The organism is Fibrobacter succinogenes, assembly GCF_902779965.1.
GTDB classification, from domain to species: Bacteria; Fibrobacterota; Fibrobacteria; order Fibrobacterales; family Fibrobacteraceae; genus Fibrobacter; species Fibrobacter succinogenes_F.
This window is the reverse complement of the sequence record NZ_CACZDK010000008.1, coordinates 84,110-109,096: the sequence shown is the minus strand read 5'-3', so window position 1 is coordinate 109,096 and position 24,987 is coordinate 84,110. Positions and strand designations below refer to the sequence as shown.

Annotated in this window: 20 protein-coding genes; 17 read left to right on the top strand and 3 right to left on the bottom strand. The window is 48.6% G+C overall.

The genetic code is table 11. The annotated features are described in order from the left end of the window. Window positions 1–9: 9 nt before the first annotated feature. The 8 genes from epsC to HUF13_RS17275 all read left to right on the top strand — a co-directional run bounded on the left by epsC (window position 10) and on the right by HUF13_RS17275 (window position 8,647). Window positions 10–972, top strand: coding sequence for a serine O-acetyltransferase EpsC (epsC, locus tag HUF13_RS05940; RefSeq protein WP_173388429.1), 963 nt, complete (start codon window positions 10–12; stop codon window positions 970–972). Window positions 973–1,179: 207 nt separating this feature from the next. After that, the gene (locus tag HUF13_RS05935; protein WP_173474264.1) at window positions 1,180–1,713 is read left to right on the top strand and encodes an alpha/beta hydrolase; all 534 of its coding nucleotides are present in this window, start codon (window positions 1,180–1,182) and stop codon (window positions 1,711–1,713) included. 172 nt (window positions 1,714–1,885) lie between these two features. Next, on the top strand, window positions 1,886–3,229 hold the full coding sequence (locus tag HUF13_RS05930) for an O-acetylhomoserine aminocarboxypropyltransferase/cysteine synthase family protein (RefSeq protein ID WP_173474263.1): 1,344 nt from the start codon (window positions 1,886–1,888) through the stop codon (window positions 3,227–3,229). Next, the gene (locus tag HUF13_RS05925; RefSeq protein WP_173474262.1) at window positions 3,230–4,189 is read left to right on the top strand and encodes a hypothetical protein; all 960 of its coding nucleotides are present in this window, start codon (window positions 3,230–3,232) and stop codon (window positions 4,187–4,189) included. It abuts the gene before it with no gap. 7 nt (window positions 4,190–4,196) lie between these two features. Beyond that, window positions 4,197–4,799: a dimethylsulfonioproprionate lyase family protein gene (locus HUF13_RS05920; protein ID WP_173474261.1), complete on the top strand. Its 603-nt coding sequence runs from the start codon at window positions 4,197–4,199 to the stop codon at window positions 4,797–4,799. A 96-nt stretch (window positions 4,800–4,895) separates the two neighbouring features. Continuing rightward, window positions 4,896–5,792 (top strand): DMT family transporter, encoded by an 897-nt coding sequence (locus HUF13_RS05915; protein ID WP_173474260.1) that lies wholly within the window; start codon window positions 4,896–4,898, stop codon window positions 5,790–5,792. Between the two features lie 160 nt (window positions 5,793–5,952). After that, on the top strand, window positions 5,953–6,975 hold the full coding sequence (locus HUF13_RS05910) for a sulfate ABC transporter substrate-binding protein (protein ID WP_173474259.1): 1,023 nt from the start codon (window positions 5,953–5,955) through the stop codon (window positions 6,973–6,975). Window positions 6,976–7,003: 28 nt separating this feature from the next. Continuing rightward, on the top strand, window positions 7,004–8,647 hold the full coding sequence (locus HUF13_RS17275) for a bifunctional indole-3-glycerol phosphate synthase/phosphoribosylanthranilate isomerase (RefSeq protein ID WP_304038867.1): 1,644 nt from the start codon (window positions 7,004–7,006) through the stop codon (window positions 8,645–8,647). A 333-nt stretch (window positions 8,648–8,980) separates the two neighbouring features. Here HUF13_RS17275 and HUF13_RS05895 read toward each other — a convergent pair whose 3' ends face one another. Then, a complete protein-coding gene (locus tag HUF13_RS05895) occupies window positions 8,981–9,325 on the bottom strand; it encodes a hypothetical protein (protein ID WP_173474258.1) in 345 nt (114 codons plus the stop codon). Between the two features lie 78 nt (window positions 9,326–9,403). Continuing rightward, a complete protein-coding gene (locus tag HUF13_RS05890; RefSeq protein ID WP_173474257.1) occupies window positions 9,404–9,646 on the bottom strand; it encodes a hypothetical protein in 243 nt (80 codons plus the stop codon). A gap of 52 nt (window positions 9,647–9,698) precedes the next feature. Between HUF13_RS05890 and trpB the strand changes: the two genes are divergently transcribed. The 9 genes from trpB (at window position 9,699) to HUF13_RS05845 (ending at window position 24,413) form a co-directional block, all read left to right on the top strand. Continuing rightward, window positions 9,699–11,012, top strand: coding sequence for a tryptophan synthase subunit beta (trpB, locus tag HUF13_RS05885; protein WP_173474256.1), 1,314 nt, complete (start codon window positions 9,699–9,701; stop codon window positions 11,010–11,012). A 120-nt stretch (window positions 11,013–11,132) separates the two neighbouring features. Continuing rightward, window positions 11,133–11,876 (top strand): tryptophan synthase subunit alpha, encoded by a 744-nt coding sequence (trpA, locus tag HUF13_RS05880; RefSeq protein WP_304038865.1) that lies wholly within the window; start codon window positions 11,133–11,135, stop codon window positions 11,874–11,876. A 214-nt stretch (window positions 11,877–12,090) separates the two neighbouring features. Continuing rightward, window positions 12,091–12,924 (top strand): hypothetical protein, encoded by an 834-nt coding sequence (locus HUF13_RS05875; protein WP_173474254.1) that lies wholly within the window; start codon window positions 12,091–12,093, stop codon window positions 12,922–12,924. Between the two features lie 95 nt (window positions 12,925–13,019). Further along, window positions 13,020–14,237, top strand: a complete 1,218-nt coding sequence (locus tag HUF13_RS05870; protein ID WP_173474253.1) for a hypothetical protein — start codon at window positions 13,020–13,022, stop codon at window positions 14,235–14,237. A gap of 184 nt (window positions 14,238–14,421) precedes the next feature. Then, entirely contained in the window at window positions 14,422–16,695 is a 2,274-nt protein-coding gene (locus HUF13_RS05865) for an aconitate hydratase (protein WP_173474252.1), read from the top strand. A gap of 113 nt (window positions 16,696–16,808) precedes the next feature. After that, entirely contained in the window at window positions 16,809–18,218 is a 1,410-nt protein-coding gene (locus HUF13_RS05860) for a GGDEF domain-containing protein (protein ID WP_173474251.1), read from the top strand. Window positions 18,219–18,309: 91 nt separating this feature from the next. Next, window positions 18,310–20,001: a sodium-dependent transporter gene (locus tag HUF13_RS05855; protein ID WP_173474250.1), complete on the top strand. Its 1,692-nt coding sequence runs from the start codon at window positions 18,310–18,312 to the stop codon at window positions 19,999–20,001. A 267-nt stretch (window positions 20,002–20,268) separates the two neighbouring features. Then, on the top strand, window positions 20,269–23,670 hold the full coding sequence (locus tag HUF13_RS05850; RefSeq protein ID WP_173474249.1) for an MFS transporter: 3,402 nt from the start codon (window positions 20,269–20,271) through the stop codon (window positions 23,668–23,670). Between the two features lie 275 nt (window positions 23,671–23,945). After that, on the top strand, window positions 23,946–24,413 hold the full coding sequence (locus tag HUF13_RS05845) for a RidA family protein (RefSeq protein WP_173474248.1): 468 nt from the start codon (window positions 23,946–23,948) through the stop codon (window positions 24,411–24,413). Window positions 24,414–24,467: 54 nt separating this feature from the next. On the opposite strand, the gene HUF13_RS05840 is transcribed toward HUF13_RS05845, so the two are convergent. Continuing rightward, window positions 24,468–24,950 (bottom strand): hypothetical protein, encoded by a 483-nt coding sequence (locus HUF13_RS05840; RefSeq protein WP_290922767.1) that lies wholly within the window; start codon window positions 24,948–24,950, stop codon window positions 24,468–24,470. Between the last annotated feature and the right edge of the window lie 37 nt (window positions 24,951–24,987).

Below are 24,987 nucleotides of genomic sequence, written 5' to 3'. Positions count from 1 at the left end.
CATCAATCTATGCACGAACTTATCCAAGAATCTGAAGTTGCAAAAGCCGTACAAACTATTTTCGATGATTACAATCGCGGCAAGCATATCGATAACATCGACATCTACAATCGACCCGACCAGGCCGAAATCCAGACGATTTTGCAGAATTTGATCCGAGTCGTTTATCCAGGGCACTTCAGGGATCGTTCGCATAAGATTTACAACCCGAAAAACAGTTTCGCGGTTCTTATCGAAGATACCTTCTACCACCTCCACAAACAGGTGGCCATCGCCTTGGATTACTGTAAACTTCGTGGCACTATGGCTTCTGACGAACGCAAAATCGAAAGCTATAGAATTTGTAAGGAATTTTTCTCCAAGATTCCGCAAGTCCGTGAATTTTTGGAAACCGATTTACACGCCGCCTACGACGGCGACCCTGCTGCCGGCTGCCTTGACGAAATCATCCTCGCCTACCCCGGCCTCATGGCAACAACCATCTACCGCATAGCCCATGAGCTCTACCTTTTGCACGTACCAGTTCTCCCACGACTCATGACCGAATACGCCCATTCCAAAACGGGCATCGACATCCACCCGGGCGCAACCATCGGCAAGTATTTCTTTATCGATCACGGTACCGGCATCGTGATTGGCGAAACTGCAATCATCGGTAAAAACGTAAAGATTTATCAGGGCGTAACGCTAGGCGCGCTCTCGACAAGAGGCGGCCAAAGACTTTCCGGCAAAAAACGCCACCCGACAATTCAGGACAACGTCACCATTTACGCTGGAGCATCCATTCTCGGCGGCGATACTGTTGTCGGCGAAAATGCAGTTATCGGTGGCAACGCTTTCATTACGCGCTCCATTGACGCCAACACTCGCGTAAGCATCAAGAATTTAGAACTCGACTACACCACTACCGACAGCAAAAAGCACAAGACCACCGAATTCACGCAAAGTGACGAGTGGTATTATATTATTTAGTGGTTAGTGATTAGTAAACAGTAGGCAGTAGGCAGTAGGAAGTAGGAAGTGAACGCAGGGTATGGAGTCGGCACTACATGCCTTTGGGGTATGGGCAATGCCCGGAATGACATGAGATATGGAGATTGCTTCGGCCCTTAAAGGACATCGCAATGACGAACTCGCATAAACTTCCTATCTTTCAAATAGGAAACACACGGAGATTTTATGCATTACTTGATTGTTCCGGGTTTGAATAATTCTGACGAAAAGCATTGGCAAACTTTTTGGGAAAAGAGTCTGCAAAACACCAGCCGAGTAAAGCAACGCGATTGGGATTATCCGCAAAGAGATGAATGGGTTCAAGCGCTAGGCGATACCATTCAAAAACTTGACAAAGATACAATTATCATTGCACACAGTTTAGGCGTTGCAACTACAGTCATTTACCTTACTCAAAATCAAGGTAAAATTCCGTTGAATCTCAAGGGTGCTTTTCTCGTTTCGCCAAGCGACGTCGACAACATCGAAGTCATCAAGTCGTTTGCGCCAATGCCATTAGAAAAATTGCCAATTCCCGCTTGCGTTGTCGCGAGCGAAAACGATCCGTTCGTTTCCATGGAACGTGCAGAATTTTTCGCATCCGCTTGGGGTGTAAAGTTATTCAACGCCGGCAAGCTCGGGCACATCAATTCTGCAACAGACTTGCGTGAATGGGAACAGGGCCGCGCATTCCTCGCCGCATTCGAGCAATCAATTTAGCGTTTACCCAAACCGATGCAAACGCAACGTTTCAAATTTTATATTTAAAACAACGTTTCAAAAAACTACTAATAAATTAAATCTATAATACACGATATTAATTTAGTATTGGACAAAGCTATAACTGCGTTCTATATTTTCAAAAAAAATATAGCCACATGGAGGCTTTTGAATGTCCAAACTAAATTCGAAAAAAGATATCAATACAGCAAACATCGCTGATTCAAATAATTGGAATTTTGCAACAAAGTGTCTACAAGCCGGCTGGAAGCCCAAAATTGGCGAACCCCGCGTCCTCCCAATTTTCCAATCAACCACATACAAGTACGAAGACGTTGACGAAGTCGAAAGACTTTTTGCATTAAAGCAATCCGGCAACAAATATACTCGCACCGGAAATCCAACCGTAGCTGCATTCGAAAGTAAAATTACGGAGCTCGAAGGTGGCGTAGGCGCTGTAGCCACAGCATCAGGGCAATCCGCAGTGCTGTTGGCCATTTCGAATCTCGTAAAAGCTGGCGACCACATTGTTGCAAGCAAGCACATTTATGGCGGTAGTTACACACTGCTTAGCGTTCGACTTGCAAAACTCGGCATCGAGACCACATTCATCAATCCCGAAGATCCCATTGCAGAACTCCGCAAGGCATTCCGCCCGAACACCAAAGTTCTTTTCGGCGAAACGATTGGCAACCCCGCCTTGGGCATTCTGGATTTCGAAAAATTTTCGAAGCTCGCCAAAGAATTTGACGTTCCCTTTTTAGTGGACAACACGCTCGCCACACCATTCCTCGTAAAGCCTTTACAGCATGGCGCAAACATAGTCATTCATTCCGCAACAAAGTATATCGATGGTCACGCAATTGCACTCGGCGGTGTCGTAATTGACGGCGGCAATTACAACTGGGAAAACGGGAAATTCCCAGACCTCGTAGAACCCGATGCTCAATACGCAAACACTTCCTATACTAAAAAATTTGGTCGCGCCGCATTTATCGCAAAGGCCCGCGCTCAATATTTGCGTGATTTCGGCGCCGCTTTAAGTCCGTTCAACGCATTCCTTTTAAATCTCGGTCTCGAAACGCTCCACTTGCGCATGCCGCAGCACAGCAATAACGCATTGGCTTTAGCAGAATTTCTCTCCAAGAATCCTGCGGTCAATTGGGTCAGCTATCCAGGACTCAAATCTAACCCAAATTCCAAGCGCATCCGCAAATACTTCGATTATCAAGGCGGTAGCGGCGTGCTCACATTCGGTCTCAAAGGTGGCCGAGCAGCCATTCGCTCTTTCGTCAAAGCATTGAAAGTCGCAGCCCTCGTGGTGCATGTGGGTGACGCCCGTACAAGCGTTTTGCATCCAGCAACTAGCACGCATTCGCAGCTTTCTCCTAAAGATAGGCTCGCCGCAGGAATCCCTGATGATATGATCCGCGTATCCGTCGGTATCGAAGATCCTCGCGACATCATTGCAGACTTCGAACAAGCTATTAACGCAAGCGTAAAAGGCGGTAAATAATTGAGTATCATTGTTGATGTAAAAAAATACCTAGCCCTAGATAGCGCGCCCAAGCGCATCAAAGAATTTCTATCCATTGATGTTGCTGATCACGCTTATTTGCCGAAAGTCGAAGACATCAAAAGCGATTGGGTCGCCTATATTGCAGCCCCCGCATTCAAGCTCATCCGCGAAAGCTTAGGCAAAGATATCGAAGCCTTTGCCTCCATCGGCACAGGTTCCGGAATTGACGTTTTGACAGGAATCGAGCTTTTGGGCGCAAAGCGAGTCGGCTTCACGGATTTGCAAAAAAGCGTTGTCGCAACAGCCGCACAAAACGTTAGGAATAACATAAAAGACTTTAAATCCATTGAATTTGAATTCGGTAACGGAGATCTTTTGCAGCCGATTCAACACGGCAAGCGGAAATACGATGTTATTTATGAAAACCTGCCCAATGTCCCGCTTGCAAGCAATACAAAGATTGAAGACAAACGCAATAGCGGCCATTACCTCGAAAAAAGAGAAGAGCCTATTCCGCAATTTGTGCATGAACAGATGCTCGATTTGCACTACCTTGCGCTCAAGCAAGCCCGAGAATATCTTGCAAATAACGGAGCTGTCTATTCAACGCTCGGTGGCCGCGTTCCTTTAAGCGCATTTATCAAGCTTGGTGAACTTGCAGGGCTCTCTTCCCAAATTTTCACATATTCATGGAAAGTACAAGCCGAGCCCAAGGATGTCATTTCAGGGTACGCCACACAAGAAGAAGCTGGGCTTGGGCCATTCCACTTTTATCGCGCCAAAGATTTGCAAAAAGCATTTGCTTCTGTACCAATCCATGAATCTGGATGCCGAGCGTTTGAAATCGAGAAGAGTCTCGAACCCTCAAAACTTACAGCCTCCGAAGCATACGAAGCTTTTAAGCAAGGCGAAATCATTGGCCATACAGTCGCAGTTCTAAAGTCCAGTTTAAAATAAGGTATTCATGAAAGATGTCATTTACAATTTAATTGAAGAATCTCAAAAGTTTCTTTTCAAGCGCGCCAAAATAGACGATAAAATAGGTCTAGAAGCCGCCAAATTTGCAGTCCGCGACATTCCCGAACTCAGCGGTAAATTCGAGAAAAGCAATTCGCCTTTAATCCGTTGGATCAAAGAAGCCGTCAAGCATGGTAGCCCCGAGACAAAGGAACTGCTAAACGCTTTGGAACCAGCGCTCCCCTACTTGCCATGGAAATACAATTACGAGCCGCGCCCCGACATGCCTGATTTAGGAAATCAAATAGGTTGGGGTGAAATTCTCGGGCCAGAAGCTCCATATCACGATGAGCACTTTTGCTTCGGCTTCACGCTCCTTGGGAAAAATACTTTTTACCCCTCCCACTTGCACCCCGCCACAGAACTGTATGTAGTTCTATCAGGGCATGCCATTTGGACATTAGACGGGCTTTCTAAAATCAATGGTCCAGGTGAATTTATATTGCATCCCTCAGACCACATTCATTCCATGCAAACAGAACAAGAACCGATGCTCGCCCTTTATACTTGGAGCGGAAAGGATGTAAAAACTCTTTCGAAATACGTGTAAAAGAAATTCTATCAAATCACACAAACAACACATCATCTTAGCTGGTTATCCCTTACGCGATACCAGCTTTTTTATTAAATTAAGCCCCTAGAAATCATGAACAACATCAAAAACATTGGACCCATTCTAATTACTATTGCCGCCTGTTTTTGGGGAAGCATGGGCATTTTCGTGAGAAAGCTCAGCGAATACGGTTTCACTCCTATTCAAATTGTTTCGATTCGAATCACACTCGCCGCATTGACATTTAGCGCAATTCAGCTTTTCAAAAGCCGCTCAGGTTTTAAAATTTCAACACGTGACATTCCGCTTTTTCTAGGTCTTGGATTCGGAAGCATTCTATTCTTTACAATCTGCTACTTTACGGCCATTACCATCATGCCGCTATCAACCGCAGCGATACTCCTATACACCTCGCCCATTTGGATTGTACTGATGTCAGCAATGTTCTTCCGCGAAAAAATGAACTGCAAAAAAATTATCGCGCTAGCGCTTGCATTCGCAGGCTGCGTGCTGGTTTCAGGAATTTCGGGCGAAGGCATAACGCTAAAAGGATTGCTGATTGGCCTTGGCTCTGGCATTGGTTACGGGCTGTACAGCATCTTGGGCACAGTAGCATTGCGTAGACACTCGCCATACACCGTCACAACTTACACATTTTCACTTGCTGCAATTGGTTCTCTATTGATTTGCCAACCAACAGATATGTTGTCTAAATTTTCAAGTACAAATAATTTAACTGGATTAATATTCTTCTGCATTTTGACAGCTTTAGTAACAGCCGTAATCCCATTCCTTTTCTACACACTCGGTCTCCGCACTGTAGAAGCTAGCAAAGCAGGGATTCTCGCCACCATCGAGCCCATGGTCGCCACCATCGTCGGCATCACGTGTTTTTCCGAAGCTTTGACTTTAATGTCCGGAATTGGCATATTTCTGATTCTTGCAGCAGTTATTGTTTTGAACTGGAGCAAAAACGCAAATTCAAGATGATTGCATAATGTATAAATCCGGCGGCTGCAAGCTTGTAAATGGGAATACGAAAAAAAAGAATTCCTTCGCTTCGCTCCGAGAATGACAGACTCCGACAATGAATGGTTTGTGTGGAATCGAAAAAATATTACTATCATTCTCAACAAGAAGGAATTTCACTATGAATCTGCATTTTTTCAAGGCGTCTTTCGCGACAGCTCTTTTCCTCACCGGCTCGTGCTTTTTCGGTTGCTCTTCGGAGGCGCCCGCGATCGAAAACAACACGCTTGTCAATGCGTCTTACGATCCGACGCGTGAGTTCTATTCCAATTACAATCATATTTTCATGAAGCATTGGAAAGAACTGACCGGCAAAGATGTTAAAATCACGCAATTTCATGGCGGTTCCGGCAATCAAGCACAAGAAGTTATCAACGGCCTTGAAGCCGATGTGGTCACGCTAGCACTTGAATATGACGTCAATACCATTCGAAACGCAGGCTTTATTGACAAAAACTGGATCCAAAAATTTCCCCAAAATAGCGCCCCCTATACATCAACCATCGTATTTCTTGTGCGCAAAGGCAACCCCAAGAAAATCAAGGATTGGAACGACCTCGTAAAAGACAGCATCGGCATCATCACCCCCAACCCTAAAACTTCAGGCGGTGCACGTTGGAACTATCTTGCCGCGTGGGCTTACGCCGAAAAAATTTATAATGGGGATGAATCCAAAGTCAAAGAGTTTGTACAAAAACTCTACCATAATGTATTAGACCTATCCTCAGGCGCACGCGGTTCTACAAATAAATTTATCGAAGACCAATTAGGCGATGTGTTGCTTTCTTGGGAGAACGAAGTATTCCTAGCAATCAGGGAATACCCCAACAAGTACGAAATCATCATACCAAGCGTAAGCATTTTAGCCGAGCCATCCGTCGCTATTGTAGATAAAGTCGTTAACAAACGCGGTTCCCGCAAACTCGCCACGGAGTACTTAAATTACCTTTACTCAGACGAAGGTCAACACGTTGCGGCAAAGAACCATTACAGACCGACAAACAAGTCTATTCTCAACCAGTATAAAGAATTCGATCAAAATATAAAATTGATTACCATTGATTATTTTGGCGGTTGGGAGAAAGCTCAAAAAGTGCATTTTGCAGACGGTGGAATATTCGATCAAATTTACGAAAAGAAATAATTTTTCTAAAGTTGGGCGAAGAGGACTTATGAGCGAAGATATTTTGCAAAAAATTGTGCGGAAGCGCCGCGAAGACATCGAAAGACTTGGACTAAATTTCGGCATTGAGATTCCAGCCACACGCCGTCGTGGGCATGTGGAATTTTTGGGAACACCCGGTGCCATCCTAGAGGTCAAGAGGGCTTCGCCATCGAAAGGCGACATCGCTCCAGACTTGAATCCTGTCGGACTTGCAACAACATATGCAGAAGCTCACGCTCAGGCGATTTCGGTGCTAACAGAAATGAACTTTTTCAAAGGTTCGCTCCGCGACTTGATTGAAGTCGCCGACGCCATGGAAGAACGCGCCAAGCAAGGTTTGCACGCTTGTGCCGTGCTCCGCAAAGATTTTCTTTTATTCGAAGACGAAATTGATATCGCCTATCGCTGCGGTGCCGATGCTGTATTGCTCATCGCACGCATCCTCGACGACGCACAGCTCGTGAAAATGGCCGAACGTGCACAGAAATTCGGAATCCAGGCGTTTGTCGAAGTCCGCGAAGCAGACGATTTCCGCAAACTCGCTGTTGTCACAAATGCGCTCGGAGACGCTGCAGCCAAGACGATTGTTGCAGGAGTCAATTCCCGCGACCTAGCCACGTTCCATACGGATCCGTTGATTCCCGCAAGCGTACGCAGCAAGCTCCCCGCCAAAGCCGTTTTTGAATCGGGCATTCTGAGTGCCGCCGATGCGACATACGCCCGCAATCTCGGATTCACGGGAATCCTTGTCGGTGAAGCCGTTGCCAAAAATCCGCCACTCGCAAAAGACGTGGTCAGCGCCTTTGAAAGCGGATGCGAAAACGCTCGCGGGCAGTTCTGGAAGAAATTTGCCGCCCTTCGGCAAGCTCCTGCGCTGAATAACCTAGCACGTCATTGCTCTTCGAGCCATGACTGCGTCGGTCATCTAATGCATGAGCAAGCTCCTGCGCTAGATAACCTAGCACGTCATTGCGAGGAGAGTAGCGACGAAGCAATCCATAAATCCAATCCCATGGTCAAAATCTGCGGCATCACCCGTGAAGAAGACGGTCTTCTCGCCACTGAACTCGGCGCCGACATGCTCGGATTCGTGTTCAGCACCACCAAGAGACTCACCACCGAAGAATTCGTAACGTCATTCTCGACCAAGCTCCGCGCGGGAGGGAATCCACACAGGCCGCTTCTCGTTGGCGTCATTACCGACCCGAATTCCGAAGAAGGCAAAATAGCCATTAAGCTTGCCCGCGAAGGCGTGCTCGATGCAGTGCAGTTCCACGGCGTTGACCCGCACAATTCCATCGATGCAGCATCCAGTAATGCCCTCCCCTACTACTGCGCAGTCCGCGTCGGCGAAGCATCAGATTTTGAAAAAGTCGAAGCAATCCGCAAAAACGGCGAACCCCGCATTTTGCTGGACGCCAAAGTCGAAGGTATCCCCGGCGGCACAGGCAAGCAAATCCCCGAAAGCTTGCTCCGCGAAAAAGCCGGCGACATTCCGCTGTGGCTCGCCGGCGGCATCAATCCCGAAAACGTTTCTGAACTCGTGAGCAAGTTTAACCCCGAACTCATTGACGTTTCGAGCGGCATCGAAGACGCCCCCGGCATCAAGAATCATGACAAGATGAAGGATTTGTTCGCGAAACTGCGCTGATACAGCCTCCGAATAACGAAAAGCTCCGCAAAATCGCGCCGCGAATGTTAAAATCTTATTACAAAAATAGTTCAATAACCTATTGACTATCAACGAGTTACAGTGTATATTAATCAATGTAAAGGTGAAATCGGTAATCCAACTCAAACCGCTTGCGGGAGGGGTTCCCGTAAAACGGAATCGGCTTGCTGGTTTCATCAAGTGTTTAGTAAAATGGCTTCCGGAATGTCCCGGAAGCCTATTTTTTTGCAATCGTTCGAAATTCCATAGAAAAAGGCTCTCGGTTTTCACCGAAAGCCTGTTGTTTTAGGTGGTTTTCAAAGAAATATCGTTTTACATTTCTTGCAATCTCTGGCATTGAGCCATAACTTCTTCGTAAAGTTCGTCTCTATTTTGTCCCGTCATCGTCTTATCATCTTTGTCCATGTGGTAATTTTTTGCATAGGTTTTGTATTCCACAGTCGTTTCATCGACCCAAGTATATTCTTCAACGTATTCCCATGAAGAATACTTGAACTTCCATACATTATCCGTCTTAGCAAAGTTACATCCTGCTGCGGGCAAGCCATCACCACCGCCCGGAGTAGAAGTGCCAGCAGACGTGCCGGAATCATCACCACAAGCCGTAAAGAAAGCCATTCCCAAAACGAGCGGAAGGCCGAACATAAGTTTTTTCATATTTTACTCCTTATTTTTACAGTATCGACAAATTACAAATCACTTCACAAAAAAAACAAGTTTGTACAAAAATTTTTGTTATTTTTCATTTTTATGGGAAAACAGAAAAGATCGATTCCAAAACTTACCATTTTTTTTCACAATTCCCTTGCCAAAATAATTTGTCGTTCCTATATTTTTTGCCATGAAGATGATTTCTGCAATCCGTTTCAACCGTTGGTGGTGGGGCTCTACGAAATAGAGTCCGGTTTTGCCGATTTCATCAAGTGTTTGCAAAAGGCTTTCGGACTCACCGAAGGCCTTTATTTTTTTAACCTTCAAAAGCGAAATTCAAACGCCCTAACCACTAACCACTGTTTACTAACCACTTCTTATGAACATCCTCTCTCCTCAAAGCGCCGAAGACGCGACCTCACCTCTCACAACCTCTTCCAACGGTTTCTTTGACAAGTTCGGCGGCAAGTACGTTGCCGAAATCATCCGTCGCCCGCTCGATGACCTCGAAGCGGCATTCAACAAGTACATTCACGATCCGGAATTCCTGGAAGAATTGCGCATTATCCAGCGCGATTACATCGGTCGTGAAACGCCGCTGTACTTTGCCCCGACGGCAACCAAGCTTTTGGGCGGTGCGCAGATTTACATCAAGCTCGAAGGTCTCGCCAACACAGGTGCCCACAAGATCAATAACGCTATCGGCCAGTGCCTTTTAGCGAAGAAGATGGGCAAGACTCGCATTATCGCCGAAACGGGTGCTGGTCAGCACGGCCTTGCCACTGCAGCCGCTTGCGCTAAGCTCGGCCTCGAATGCGTCGTGTACATGGGCGAAGTTGACGTCCGTCGTCAGCAGCCGAACGTAGCAACGATGGAAATGTACGGCGCAAAGGTCGTGCCGGTCACAAGCGGTAGCCGCACTTTGAAGGATGCCGTGAACGAAGCTATGCGCGATTGGGCAACAAACTTCCAGAACACGCACTATGTGCTCGGTTCCGCACTCGGCCCAGCCCCGTTCCCGGATATCGTTCGCACATTCCAGTCCATCATCGGTGAAGAAGTCAAGCGTCAGGCAGCCGAACGTAAAATCGACATCGCTGCCGTTGTCGCTTGCGTGGGTGGCGGTAGCAACTCCATCGGCGTGTTCACGCCGTTTATCGAAGACAAGAATGTGCGATTGATCGGCGCAGAAGCTGGTGGCGTCGGCCCGAACGTCGGCGAAAACGCGGCCCGCATGACGGGTAACGCCAGCCGCGAAGGCATTGTGCAAGGCTACAAGAGTCGTTTCCTCATTGACGAAGACGGTCAATCCATGCCGACGCGCTCCATTTCCGCAGGCCTCGACTACATGGGCATTGGTCCGCAGCTCGCCGCTCTCGGTGAATCAGGCCGCGTAGAATTTACCGCCATTCTCGACAAGGAAGCTTTGGAAGCAGTGAAGTTTTTCGCCCGTAACGAAGGCATTCTCTTTGCACTCGAAAGCGCCCACGCCGGTGCCGCCGCCATGAAGATTGCGAAGGAACTCCCGAAGGACAAGGCTCTCGTCATCAACATGAGTGGCCGTGGCGACAAGGATATCTTCATCACGAGCCCGGTGTTCCGCCCCGAAAAGTGGAAGGAATTCCTGAAGGCGGAACTCAAGCGCCTCGAAAACAACGAAGACATCCACGACGCGGAGATTATGAATAAGTAGACAGTAGGAAGTAGACGGTAGACAGTGATGTCCCGTATTCCACTTCCTACTTCCAACTTCCTACCTCCTACTAAAAACCTTTTAACAGCGGCAAAGCCGCGAGAATTTATTATGAACCTCATGTCTCACTTAATTGCGGGTTTCCCTGATGCGGAAACGTCCGTTGCCATCGCCGATGCCCTTGTGAAGGGTGGCGCCAACATCCTCGAAATCCAACTTGCCTTCAGCGACCCGAGCGCAGACGGCCCGGCCATCCAGACCGCCTCCACCATCGCACTCGAAAAAGGCTATTCCACCAAGCAGGGCCTCGCCATCGTGAAGCAGATTCACGAACGCCACCCCGAAACGCCGATTTACATCATGACTTACGGCTCCCTCGCCTTTACTCCGGGCGTCGAAAACTTCGTCAAGATGTGCAAGGACGCAGGCGTTTCTGCTTGCATCATTCCCGACCTTCCGTTTGACCATGACGAAGGTCTCACGGTCGCTTGCAAAAAGCACGGCCTCGAAAACATCCCGGTTGCCGCTCCGAGCATGACCAAGGAACGTCTCGAAACGATGGCTTCTGCAGGTTTCAAGTACATCTACGCCGCACTCCGCGCAGGTACAACCGGCAGCGAAACCACCATTGACCAGGCAACGCTCGACTTCCTCGACACCGTCGGTAAGCACGGCGCCAAGGTGCTCGGCGGTTTCGGTATCCGCAACGGCGAACAGTCCAAGGTGCTCTGCAAGCATGTCCACGCAGTTGTCGCCGGTTCCGTTTTCGTGAACATCGTCCTCGCCAACGAAGATTCCGCCGAAGGCCGCGCAAAGGCCATCGCCGAAATCGAAGCAAAGGCAAAGGAACTCACGAGGAATTAAAGCCCGCGCGCATTTTCGTGTACATTCCACGAGCATCCTGGAATGCGCTTTTTCAGCATTTCACAAAAGAGGTCTTTACGGCCTCTTTTTTTTTGCGCGATCCTTTCATCTTCACTATAAAACATTTATCATACAGAAATCTGTATTTTGTCACAAATTACAGTTCTTTACAGTAGAACTAATTATTTTTTTACTAGACTTTGGCTTAAACATTATGCAAAAAATTTTTGTCATCCTATTAATTTTCATTTCTACTTCGGTATATGCAAACGAATTAGTCTCTGCAGCACCAAGTTTAACGCCACAGGCAATTCTTGCAAAACAAATTATTCCCAGAACAACAAGAGCAATTACATTTAGCGTTGTTAACGGCGGATGTGACTCTTGCTTCAAAGACATCAAAGATAAAGTAGACGGATGGAGCAATCGCTTTGATGTAAATTTATTCAATTTTATTTGGCCCAGAACACAACAATTAGATGGAGCAGAAAATTGGAAGGGTAATATTTGGGGCGGAGGCTTTTTTATAAACACACACTACGGATTTTTGATCAATGCTGGCATATCCCCCATGGTAGTACAGTGGATTGGACCATTTTACATAGGAGCCTCTTACGAATTTACGATAAGCCATAATTTTGGAGAAGATGCTAACAATCGCTTTAAAACTTCAATTAGTACTACAAAGGCCACAGGAACATTCAACGTTGGCGGCGGCACCATAAAATTTATGAACAACCACGGATTAGGCTTTGGCATTCACGGAGGTTTAAGAAATCTCCATATCATAAGCGCAGGGCGAGAGGTTTACACATCTTATAATTCCTACACCGGAAAGAAAATCAACCCCAATTTTAGAGAAGGCTATCACGTCAACGATTGGATTTTTTATTACGGAATAGACTTTGTAAACTACACAAATCTTCCTTTATTAAAAGAATCCAACCGAGCCAATCATTGGGGGTACTTAATATCTATTGAATTTGGAATTCCAACAAAGGCTCATCCATTTTATTTCAGCAATTTTTCTCTTAGCATTCTTTTATGATCAACAAACATATACATTGGATTCTATTAGCATGTGCTGCATTTATATTTTCAAGTTGCAGTTCTGTAATGCGTCCGCCTCCGGCTAGCCCATTCATGGATAGTTACAACAAAAATAATGTTGTTCAGAACCAAGCATTTACATATTACGCAGGTGATTTAGACAACGGCAAGCACGAAAAATCTAGTTCCGGTCACTACAGCTATGCCGAATGGTGGGGTGATTTCAATTTTGCAAGATATATAAATAGCGACAACTTTACAATTGGATGGGGACAGCAAACCATAACGCAGTTTTTTCAAACTGGTTTTGTTTCTCCATATTTGGGCATAACCGGTTGGAGTAATTTATTCTTCTTTACAGAAGACACTCGAAAAAAATTCTCTGGCGGAGTCATGACCATCGAACAAATTCCACTGAGCGACAAGTGGACCCTTGGCTTTACAGAGCACTTTTCAAGAAATGGTCGTGAATTTTATTACACAAATGATGAATCATGTGAAGGGGTCTCCATGTTTTGCAATACTTCTGAAAGGCACCCTAAATTCTATACAGAAATAGGTGGCGGTTTTTACATTTCCCGAAAATTAAAACAAGACAAACTCAAGATTGCTCTTGAAGCTCGATATGGAAGAGACATAACCGAAGAAAAAAATCGTTACACACTGACTCTTAACTTTTGGACAACAACACCAATGATTCCATTCGCAGGAAATGACGGAATGAGAAAAGCTGCCAAAAACAACCTTAAAAAAACAAATAATTTAAAAACAGCATTCATAAACAAAAGAACCCGAAAAATAGAAGACAACGATTCCCTTTTTTCGACAAGAACAGACTCTCTTCATTCAATAAGTCGCCAATGGTTTAAACTATTCAACAAGTCACAAACGCTATCCGAAACATACACTCCAAGAGATTCAGTAACAGCTGTAACAACCACAGGAATTTGTTATGACTCAAAAGCCAATGCAGTATGGTTAATGCAAGATTACGGAAACATTGTTTATCAAGTATCCGCAGATTCCTTGGATTATTGTCAAAAATCCGAACGAGATAGTCAAATTGCTCCAGCCATTACAGAAGGCATTGTAGCCTCCTTAATCGGAGGGCCACTCACAGGCAGTTTCTTCGGCGGCATTGCAATCGGAGTGGGTGTTGGAACAGCCTTTGGCATACCCCTTACATTTATATTAGATGAGCCGAAAAAAAATGCAAATGTGTGTTTCGAAAAGCACTCCAAAGAGCAAATTATTGAATGGCTCAAGCAATACCCGTGCGGCGGAGATTTGCAAACAAAAACAATCCCTTAAATTACATTTCCTGTTTGCATATTACATTTGCAAGCCCCGCCTTTACACTTTCTAGAGGTCACTTCGTCAGACCTCTTTTTTTATGCATTTTGAACCACAACATATCCCCAAATACGCTTAATTTCTCCCTTTTCCACGCCTTTAAAATTTCTATCTTTACGCTCGAAAAATTCATGAGGTAACTATGCTTTTTAATTTCGACATGATCCAGGCCACATACGCTCGCATTCCTGCACGAGTCGCTGTTGCCCGCAAGCAGCTTGGCCGCCCGCTCACTCTCGCCGAGAAGATTCTCTACAGCCACCTGATCGATGGCGCAGAAAACAGAACCTACAAGCGCGGCGCTGATTTTGCCGAATTCCACCCGGACCGCGTTGCCATGCAAGACGCAACCGCCCAGATGGCCCTCCTCCAGTTCACGACTGCAGGCAAGTCCCGCGTGGCTGTGCCGAGTTCCGTGCACTGCGACCACTTGATTATCGCCCGCGAAGGTGTCGAAAAGGACCTCCCGCGCGCCAAGGAAGAAAGCAAGGAAGTGTACGACTTCTTGCAGTCCGTCTCCGCCAAGTACGGCATTGACTGCTGGCTCCCGGGTGCAGGCATCATCCACCAGGTGGTGCTCGAAAACTACGCCTTCCCGGGCGGAATGATGATTGGTACCGACTCCCACACCGTGAACGCTGGCGGTCTCGGCATGCTCGCGATTGGCGTGGGCGGTGCAGACGCAGTGGACGCCATGGTCGGCCTCCCGTGGGAACTCAAGTACCCGAAGATGATCGGCGTGAAGCTCACCGGCAAGCTCCAGGGCTTCGCTACCGCCAAGGACATTATCCTCAAGCTCGCAGGCATCCTCACTGTTAAGGGTGGCACGAACGCTATTATTGAATACTTTGGCGAAGGCGCTCGTAGCCTCTCCGCAACAGGCAAGGCAACGATTGCCAACATGGGTGCCGAAGTGGGCGCTACCTGCTCCACCTTCAGCTACGACGATTCCATGAGCCGTTACCTCCGCGCAACAGGCCGTGCTGACGTCGCTGACGCCGCCGACAAGATTGCCGCCGACCTCAAGGCCGACCCGGAAGTTGAAGCCGACCCGGAAAAGTATTTTGACCGCGTTGTGGAAATCGATCTCAACACGCTCATCCCGCATTACAACGGCCCGTTCAGCCCGGACCGTGCATTCGCCGTGACCGACATGGCAGAATCCCTCAAGGCTACCGAAACGAAGCCGGAATCTACGCCGGTCGTAAGCGCCGCCCTCATCGGTTCTTGCACGAACTCCAGCTACGAAGACCTCTACATGGCCGCTAACATGATTAAGCAGGCTCTCGCCAAGGGTCTTACCCCGAAGTGCCCGCTTCTCATCAACCCGGGTTCCGAACAAGTTCGCTACACTGCTGAACGCGATGGCCTCATCGATTTGTTCAAGCAGTTCGGTGCAACGATCATGACAAACGCTTGCGGTCCTTGCATTGGCCGCTGGGACCGTGCCGGAGCCGACAAGAAGGAACTCAACACCATCGTCCACAGCTTTAACCGCAACTTCGCGAAGCGCGCCGACGGCAACCCGAACACGCACGCATTCGTTGCCTCCCCGCTCATGGCCGTGATTGCAGCTCTCAGCGGCGACATCCGCTTCAACCCGATGACCGACACCCTCGTGAATAAGGTCGGCGAGGCCGTAAAATTAGATCCGCCGGAACAGTGCGAACTCCCGCCGAAGGGCTTCGACGTGAAGGACGCCGGCTACCAGGCTCCGGCTGCTGACGGTTCCAACATCACCGTTTCCATCAACCCGGAAAGCAAGCGCTTGCAGGCTCTCGCTCCGTTCGCGGCTTGGGACGGCAAGGACATCGCTGGCGCCCCGCTCCTCATCAAGGCCAAGGGCAAGTGCACCACCGACCACATCTCCATGGCCGGCCCGTGGCTCAACTACCGCGGTCACCTAGAAAACATTTCGAACAACATGCTCATCGGCGCCGTGAACGCTTTCAACGGCGAAACGAACAAGGTCCTCTGCCAGTGCGGTAGCTACAAGGAAGTCCCTGAACTTGCGAAGATTTACAAGGCCAAGGGCACGGGCTCCATCGTCATCGGTGACGAAAACTACGGTGAAGGCTCCAGCCGCGAACACGCTGCCATGGAACCGCGCTTCCTCGGCGTGAAGGCCGTGATCGTAAAGAGCTTCGCCCGTATCCACGAAACGAACCTCAAGAAGCAGGGCATGCTCGCCCTGACCTTCAAGAACGCCGCTGACTACGACAAGATTCAGGAACAAGACGTGTTCGATATCACAGGCCTCACCCAGTTCGCTCCGGGTTCCGAATTCACTCTCGTTGCCCACCACAAGGATGGCTCCGTCGATAACATCGCCTTAAGCCACACCTACAACGAACAGCAATGGGCTTGGTTCAAGGCCGGTTCTGCGCTGAACTTGATCCGCGCGAACAACAAGTAATCGCGTCTTCTACAGAACACCCGAATCTGTAAAAGTCCTCACACTTGTGAGGACTTTCTTTTGCATTTTTCCCCCAAAAGGGCTATATTAAATCTAATGTTAAGGAGCAGTGTATGGCAAAACGCAAGAAACCAATCCATAAAAGTCTCATTGTCGGAAGCGCAGTATTCGTGGCATTCTTGTGCTTCATGCTTTCAATCCAGTCTTACATAACCTACTCCAGGTCACTCTACAAGCGATACGACAACAAGTTGGAAAATATTCTAACTTACATTTCGAACCAAATCGACATGGACGATCTTTACCAATGCACGCTCACTGGTAAAAAAAGCGAAAAATACGACAAGCTCCAAACATTGCTCAACGGCATGGTCGATGATTTCGAACTCTTCTACTTATACTCACTTTTCACGCGTAGCGATTCCGTATATAATATTTGCTCCGCCACCAATAGAGAAGAGCGCGCCCGCGGCGAAGAAGACATGCAGCTCCTAGAACCTACAGACGCTTACCCACCTTCTGAAATTCTAAAATTTACCAAAGCCATTAAAGAAGAAAAAACTTCATTCTTTGAAGAAACCTCCGATTACGGAGCAGCCTACACTGCATGTAAACCTTACGTCAATTCAGTTGGAGTTCACTTCGGAGTCCTTTGCGCCGACATTTCCATTGAAGAACTGCACAAGACAGTCAACCACTATGTTGTCTATAACGTTCTCTTAACACTGTGCTTGGGTGTTCTATTCGGGCTCGTATTGCTTATTTGGCTACGCCATAACGTAACAGGCCCCATCCTTGCGCTAGAAAAGAGCGCCCGACATTTTGCAGAAAAGAGCCGAGATAAAAAGACTCCTGACGAACTCATCTTTGACGATCCCGATATCCATACGAATAACGAAGTCGAATCCCTTGCAAACGCCATTTCTCAAATGTCCGAAGACATGCGTAATTATGTTCAGGGAATTTTAACAGCTGAAGAAAAGGCGCGTTCGGCACAGGAACAGGCCCAAGATATGACGGAGCTTGCGTTCAAGGATCCTTTAACCCATGTCAACAGCAAAGTCGCCTATGACAAGATGAAGGACTCCTTGCAAGAAGAAATCGAGACCAAAGGCGCCGCTACATTCGCCCTCTTGATGATTGACGTCAACAACCTTAAAGAGGTGAACGACAACTATGGTCACGACTGCGGCGACAAATACATCTGCGGTGCATGTCACCTTTTCTGCAATATCTATAAACAATCCCTGGTTTATAGAATCGGTGGTGACGAATTTGTGGTCTTGCTACAAAACAGCAATTACAAAAACAGAACGAGGCTACTAAAAACATTGGATGCCGAATTCCAAAAGACAAAGAACAATACCTCGCGCGATCCTTGGGAACGATACTCCGTTGCTTACGGCATGTCGGAATACAAGCCCGGTGACAGCCTGGAAGACGTTTTCAAGCGTGCAGACGAAAGTATGTACCAAAAGAAAATGGAAATCAAGGGCCTGAAAAAAGCCCAAGCCCCTTCGTAACATATTTCGAAGTTGCCATATTTTAAGGAATAGCTAAATTATAGCCGATACTCACTGAGTTTCGGCTCACTATTTTTTTAGGAACAGAAACATGGCAAACAATCGTGAAAACTGGGGTTCCAAACTTGGCGTGATTCTCGCTGTAGCAGGTTCTGCAGTCGGCCTTGGCAATTTTCTTCGATTCCCTGTGCAAGCTGCAACAAATGGCGGCGGCGCATTTATCATCCCCTACCTCATCGCATTCGTGTTCCTCGGGATTCCGTTGGCATGGATCGAATGGACGCTAGGGCGTTACGCAGGCTACCACAATTACGGTACATCGCCTAGCACCTACCACATCATTTTCCAGAAAAAGAAAAAGTGGGCGAAATACCTGGGTTCGCTTGGGCTCCTCCCCCCGATTTTCATCATTTTCTATTACGGGTTCATCCAGTCGTGGATTTTGGCGTTCGCGTTCTACTCCGCAACGGGCACGTTGATGGAAGTAGTCGCACAGGGGCCCGAAAAGATGACAGAATTTTTCGGCAACTACATCATGCTGAAAACTTGCGTTGGCGGCATTCCGGTCGCTATCATCTTCTTCATCATTACATTTGCCGCAAACATGGTGGTGCTTTCGTTCGGTGTGCGCAAGGGCATTGAACGCGCGAACAAGATTTGCATGCCGATCCTCTTGATTTTGGGCCTCGTGCTCGTGGCGCGTGTGCTTACGCTTCCGGGTATCGGCAAGGGTCTCGCATTCATGTGGAATCCGGATTTCTCGGAACTTGCAAGCCCGAAGGTTTGGATGGCAGCCGCAGGACAGGTGTTCTTTACGATGAGCCTTGGCATGGCCATTATCTTCTGCTACGCCAGTTACCTCAAGCCCAAGGAAGACCTCGTGCTTTCTTCGCTTACGGCTAGCGCCACGAACGGTTTTGCCGAAGTGATTATCGGCGGCACAGTCGTTATACCGATGGCAGTGCTTATCGCAGGCGCCAACATCGAAGAATGTGCGAAGCTCGGCACGTTCGGTCTTGGATTCCAGACAATGCCTTACGTTTTCGGAACGCTCCCGTTCGGCGGTGTTCTCCAGACCGTTTGGTTCACCATGCTCTTCTTTGCAGGCATCACAAGCGCCATTTCCATCATCCAGCCGCTAATCAGTTTCTGCGAAGACGACCTCAAATTTACGCGTAAAAAATCAGTCACGACAATCAGCACGATTACCTTTATCGGAAGCCTCACCGCTATTTTCGGCCTTGCCGCAGGAACGGTGGACGAGCTCGACTTCTGGGGCGGTACGTACCTTATCGTGTTCGTGGGCATGATCCAGGCTATTCTATTCAGCTTTGTGCTCGGGCGCCGCAAGGCCAAGGAAGCCCAAGCAAATGGAGACCTCCCCGCCGAAGTTGTGGTTGAACCGGGTGAAAACGAAGCATTTGCCACCATGAACGACGGCTCACTTCTCAAACTCCCGAGATTTCTCCGTCCGATTATCATGTATGTCTGCCCGATTTACTTGATCGTGCTTCTGGTTTCGTTCACCGCAACAGACGGTCTCCCGTTCATCACGCTCAGCAACGTAAACCCGAACGACACCGTTCAACTTCTCGGACATACGTTCTCGAAAATCGGATTTACTTGGGCATTCCGCGGATTCCTATTCGTCCTGTTCTTGCTCTTGAACTTGGCCATTGCATACGCTTGGCGCAAGGGAGGCCCTGCAGAAAAAGGCCGCAGCAAGAAGATTAAAAAAGTAGAAATCGGAAACTCCGACGAAAACATGGATAAGGAGGCTTAAAATGAACGCAGAATTTACAATAGGTGGACTCGTATTCATGATTTGCGCTTGGGGTGCCATCACAGGCCTTTGCGCATTCTGTTTCTACAAGGTGTTTAAGAAGAAATAGTTACTAGATAAAAACGTCATCCTCGCTAAGCGAGGATCCATACATGACCAATCACAATGATCTCAGTCCGCCTCGGAGCGGACTTTTTCTGTTCTATATAGGCGGGGACTTTTGCTATATTTACCCCAACATTTTTCTTAACTTTTTATTAAAGCGATATGAAACATACCAAGCGCCCAGGCGAACTCCCCTATTATATTGCAGTCTTTTTTAGTTCATTCATGCAATTGGGGTTATTCATTCATTTTCAACGCTGGATAACATTCAACTCCGAAGGAACGCGATTCTTTTGGTTAAGTCTGCTGCTCCAGTTCGCCATGTTCTCGCCAAGCATTGTCATGATGCATGTGGCAAGCTACTTCGCTGGGCGTTTTTCCAAAAGCAAAGTCATGGGCTGGACCTCCATCGGCATGGCGGTTTCCGTTTTAATGATAGCGTTCTTCTTTGGCGACAAGCTTGACTTTGGAGCGTTTGCACTCTTGTTCCTGTACGGCGTTTTCCTTGCGATTTTCAATCCTGCAAAGATTGGCCTCATGAAAGAAATCACCGATGGAAACGACCTCGTCAGAATCAATGCGAAACACCTGATATTCATGGCTTTTGGCATAACCGTAATATCGTTCCTAACCTTCGATTACAGTCCGACCGACAATTCCAGCATCAGCTACACGCTCTTACCCTTTATTCTTTCGGGCGTAAGCATCATCGCCGCCATTTCGTCTTTCTGCATTCGCGTGAGCAAACCGAACCGCTTTGTAAAGCTCCGCTCCCCCATGCGCAATTTTTCTTCCACGTGGTCGAACCCGATGCTCAAGCTTTCGATGCTTGGCATTGCCGCATTCTGGAGCGTGACGCAGTTTCTCATCATGATTTCACAGAACATGACAGGCACGCAGAGCTCAACGCTATTCCAATGGACGTTCATCTTTACGGGTATCGGTTACGTTGCAGGAGCTATCAGCGCTGCCAAGTCCTCCAAGAACTTTGTTGAAACAGGCCTTATCCCGCTTGCCGCCATAGCCTCCTCCATTACGATGGTCGTGACGCCGTTCATCAACAACCAGTACGTTCTTGCGTTCCTCTATGCGTTCATCGCCTTCTGGGCCGGTTCCGCATTCGTCGTTCTCCGCACCGTCATCCAGGAAGTCACGCGCCCCGACACTTCAGGCCGAATCCACGCCGTCTCGTTCATGATCCAGATGAGCTTCTTGTTCATCTTGCTTGGTTTCCAGGTCATCCTCTTCCTCATGACGGAACTGAGCCTCCACAAGCAGATGTTCTTCCTCGCCGTGATTCTCGCCCTCACGTTCGTGTTCACGCTCAAGCGCACCCCGATGACGCTCCTTCGCGCAGGACTCCGCTTTGCATTCTCGTTCGTGTTCCGCTACAAAGTGAAAGTGCATGGCTTACAGAACATGCCAGAATCAGGTCCGCTCCTTTTGGTTGGCCCGCACTACAGCTTTATTGACTGGGCCGTACTCCAGATGGCAAGCCCCCGCCCGCTCCTCACCGCAAGCAACAGAAACACTTTTGCAGATTGGTACTTGCGCTGGTTCGCCCATGGCAAATCAGTCATCGATATCAACCGCCGCGACCCCAGCGAAGCCATGGAAAAAATCCACGAAGCGCTCCTGAATGGCGAAGCCGTCGTGATTTTCCCCGAAGGCGAAGTTTCCAAGGCCCCGTTCATCTCCAAGTTCTCGCTCGATTACTCCAAGGCAATCGAAGGCACCGACGCACAAATTGTACCGTTCTACATCCAAGGTCTTTGGGGCAGCCGTTACAGTAACGCATCTGAAAGCGTGAACCGCCCGCAGTACTTCAACCGCACCATCAGCGTGGGCTTTGGCAAGGCCATGCCCGCCACCACAACCGACGAAGAAATCCGCAAGGAAATCCAGCATTTAGGCGCCGACATTTGGAATATCGCCATGGACCATTCGGCAACCATCGTTCCGCTTTGGTTCCGTGCCATGCTCAAGCGCCGCTCCCGCCCGATTTTGATTGACCCCGCCGGCAACCACGTGACCGGTTACGACATGATCCGCCTCTGCCACCACTTCGGCAAGAAGATCAAGTCCATCGCCAAGAACGACCAGAACGTAGGCTTCATGCTCCCGACAAGCCGCGACGCCGCCCTTGGTATTATGTCCATTCTTGGCACCGGCAAGACGACGGTCAACTTGAACTACACGGCTCCGGTAGACACGCTCATCGGATGCATCGACAAGGCCGAACTTACGGCAATCGTCACGACACGCGCCTTCTTTGAAAAGCTCTGCGGCAAAAACCCAGACTTCAAGTTGCTTGCAGATAAATGCAAGATGATTTTCTTGGACGAAGAAGAAGCAAAGATTTCAACATTCAGCCGACTCATTTGTGCTTACTTTGTATCCATCAGTCCGGCAAAACTGCTTCGCTGGCTGTGGTTCAATTCTTCGGCAAAGCTCGATGACGACGCCGTGATCCTGTTCAGTTCCGGCTCGGAAGGCACTCCCAAAGGCGTGGAACTCACGCACAAGAACATTATAGCCAACGCCCAGCAATGCGATTACATCGTCAAGCTTTGCCGTACCGACGTTATGACAGCACTTCTCCCGCTGTTCCACTCGTTCGGCTTCACATTGACATTCATGATGCCGCTCTTGGACGGTGTGCCGATGGTGCTCTGCCCAGACCCGACCGACATCAAGACTCTTGCCCGTGTGTGCGCCCAGTACAAGACGACCATCCTCATGGGTACGCCAACGTTCCTCCGCGCTATCGCCATCAACCGCTGGGTCCACCCGATGTGCCTCGATTCGCTCCGCTACATCGTCGCCGGCGCAGAAAAACTCCGCCCCGAAATGCGCGAAACATTCAAGCTCAAATTCGGTAAAGATGTTTACGAAGGTTACGGCTGCACAGAACTTACGCCGCTCGCCTCCATTAACGCCCCGAACGTGTTACTCGACGACTTCTTGACGATGGAAAAGTGCTGCGACAATTCCAGCATAGGCCTCCCGCCTCCGGGAACGGTTGCCGCTATCATCAACCCCGAAACGAACGAATTCTTACCGCAGGGCGAAGAAGGCATGCTCGTGGTCACGGGCCCGCAAGTCATGAAGGGGTACCTCAAGGACGAAGCCAAGACCGAAAACGTCATCCTCGAAATCGATGGACGCCGTTGGTACAAGACCGGCGACAAGTGCACCATCACCAAGGACGGGTTCATACAAATTCTCGGTCGCTACAGCCGCTTCGCAAAGCTCGGCGGCGAAATGATTTCGCTTACCGCCGTGGAACTCCGCATTGCCGAAACGGGCATTCTGGGCGAACACGAATTTGCAATCACCGCCGTTCCGGATTCCGTCAAGGGCGAACGCATCGTGCTCCTCGTCAAGGGCGACGAAACGCTCGACACCGAAGAAATTTCGAGAAGTTTGCGCAAATCGGGCATCCCGCCGCTCATGCAGCCGGGTTCCGTATTCTGCGTCGAAGCAATCCCGAAGCTCGGCAGCGGCAAGTGGGACTTCAACGGAATGAAGAAACTCGCCACGGAATTAGTCGAAAAGAAGTGACGCGGCTAAGCCGCAGTTGGCAGAACTTAGAGCTTAGAACTTAGAATGTCATCCTGAGTCCCCAAGGGACGAAGGATCCAGTTATAGTTCAAGAAACCCGCCAAGCATCTGTGTCATGCCCCGCCTCGACGGGGCATCTCTTTTTTATAAACGCTACTAATAGCCTTAGAATATACCCATACGCAAAAACATGCGCGCGATTTAAATAGCGGGTCCTGAACGCCCCAAAAGCCCCTCAATTATTGTATATTAATGGCGCAAAACAAGGAGATTACATGAGTCAAATTGTCTCTAAATTCCAAGAATTGGGCCTCACGCTCCCCGCCTGCCCCGCACCGGTTGCCGCTTATGTTCCAGCAACGCGCTTTGGCGATACGATTATTGTTTCTGGGCAGTTACCGTCTGTGAAGGGCGATTTTTCTGCTTTTACGGGCGTTGTTCCGAACCAAATTTCTGTCGAAAAGGCAAAGGAAGCGGCACAAATTTGCTTCTTGAACAACATTGCGGCCGCCCTCACGCAGCTAAAGAATGGAGAAACGCTCCGACTTGTGCAAATTCAGGGATTTGTGCAGTCCGCAAGCGATTTCCACGACCAGCCGATTGTGCTGAATGGCGCCAGCGAACTTGCTGTGCAAATTCTCGGTGAGAACGGCAAACACGCCCGCACCGCTGTTGGCGTTTCGGCGCTCCCGAAGAACGTCGCTGTCGAAATCAGCTGCACGTTCCAGGCGATTGCGGAGTAAAATATCCGTAAATAAAACTGTATGAATCCCCTCACTTCGTTCGAGGATGACGGATTACAACACCAATGTGCGGATCCACTCGCGCATGTGAAAAACAGAAAAGCCCGATGTCAATGACATTTGGGCTATTTTTGCGCCCCAGTCGGTCGCCATTTTCTCTGGATTCAGCGGAAATCCGACACGCCCCAAATCCAGACGGTCCGCATCAAAGCAGGTATCTACCGTCACAATTCCCGTGCGCGGTTGGATTGTGTGGAGGCAGCAAGCATCATAAAGCCAGCCAAAGCGCTCGTCGTCCAGTTCAAAGAGTTTTTCTTCGCGACAACGCTTTGCAAATTCCGCGCCACGTGCGCCATGCTCACGGTCGTACGCATCATCCAAGCGCTGCGAATCATGGAAAATTGCAAACAACCTCACCACGTCAATGTCGGCTCCCGTCTTTTGGGCAAGCAGCATTCCGTTATATTCCACCTGATGCCAATGCTCAATGCCATGAACCTCGGACTCGTAGAGCCGATTCTCAAAAGCAAAGTTCATTAAAGCCGCGAAATCGATCATTGTTTAGTGGTTAGTG

Bases quoted from the DNA above. Each gene is read 5' to 3' on its own strand.
- trpB (WP_173474256.1), top strand. From the start codon at position 9,699: ATGAACATCCTCTCTCCTCAAAGCGCCGAAGACGCGACCTCACCTCTC.
- trpA (WP_304038865.1), top strand. From the start codon at position 11,133: ATGTCTCACTTAATTGCGGGTTTCCCTGATGCGGAAACGTCCGTTGCC.
- HUF13_RS05870 (WP_173474253.1), top strand. From the start codon at position 13,020: ATGGATAGTTACAACAAAAATAATGTTGTTCAGAACCAAGCATTTACA.
- HUF13_RS05850 (WP_173474249.1), top strand. From the start codon at position 20,269: ATGAAACATACCAAGCGCCCAGGCGAACTCCCCTATTATATTGCAGTC.
- HUF13_RS05920 (WP_173474261.1), top strand. From the start codon at position 4,197: ATGAAAGATGTCATTTACAATTTAATTGAAGAATCTCAAAAGTTTCTT.
- HUF13_RS05935 (WP_173474264.1), top strand. From the start codon at position 1,180: ATGCATTACTTGATTGTTCCGGGTTTGAATAATTCTGACGAAAAGCAT.
- HUF13_RS05845 (WP_173474248.1), top strand. From the start codon at position 23,946: ATGAGTCAAATTGTCTCTAAATTCCAAGAATTGGGCCTCACGCTCCCC.
- HUF13_RS05875 (WP_173474254.1), top strand. From the start codon at position 12,091: ATGCAAAAAATTTTTGTCATCCTATTAATTTTCATTTCTACTTCGGTA.
- HUF13_RS05915 (WP_173474260.1), top strand. From the start codon at position 4,896: ATGAACAACATCAAAAACATTGGACCCATTCTAATTACTATTGCCGCC.
- HUF13_RS05855 (WP_173474250.1), top strand. From the start codon at position 18,310: ATGGCAAACAATCGTGAAAACTGGGGTTCCAAACTTGGCGTGATTCTC.
- HUF13_RS05860 (WP_173474251.1), top strand. From the start codon at position 16,809: ATGGCAAAACGCAAGAAACCAATCCATAAAAGTCTCATTGTCGGAAGC.
- HUF13_RS05840 (WP_290922767.1), bottom strand. From the start codon at position 24,950: ATGAACTTTGCTTTTGAGAATCGGCTCTACGAGTCCGAGGTTCATGGC.
- HUF13_RS17275 (WP_304038867.1), top strand. From the start codon at position 7,004: ATGAGCGAAGATATTTTGCAAAAAATTGTGCGGAAGCGCCGCGAAGAC.
- epsC (WP_173388429.1), top strand. From the start codon at position 10: ATGCACGAACTTATCCAAGAATCTGAAGTTGCAAAAGCCGTACAAACT.
- HUF13_RS05910 (WP_173474259.1), top strand. From the start codon at position 5,953: ATGAATCTGCATTTTTTCAAGGCGTCTTTCGCGACAGCTCTTTTCCTC.
- HUF13_RS05930 (WP_173474263.1), top strand. From the start codon at position 1,886: ATGTCCAAACTAAATTCGAAAAAAGATATCAATACAGCAAACATCGCT.
- HUF13_RS05895 (WP_173474258.1), bottom strand. From the start codon at position 9,325: ATGAAAAAACTTATGTTCGGCCTTCCGCTCGTTTTGGGAATGGCTTTC.
- HUF13_RS05865 (WP_173474252.1), top strand. From the start codon at position 14,422: ATGCTTTTTAATTTCGACATGATCCAGGCCACATACGCTCGCATTCCT.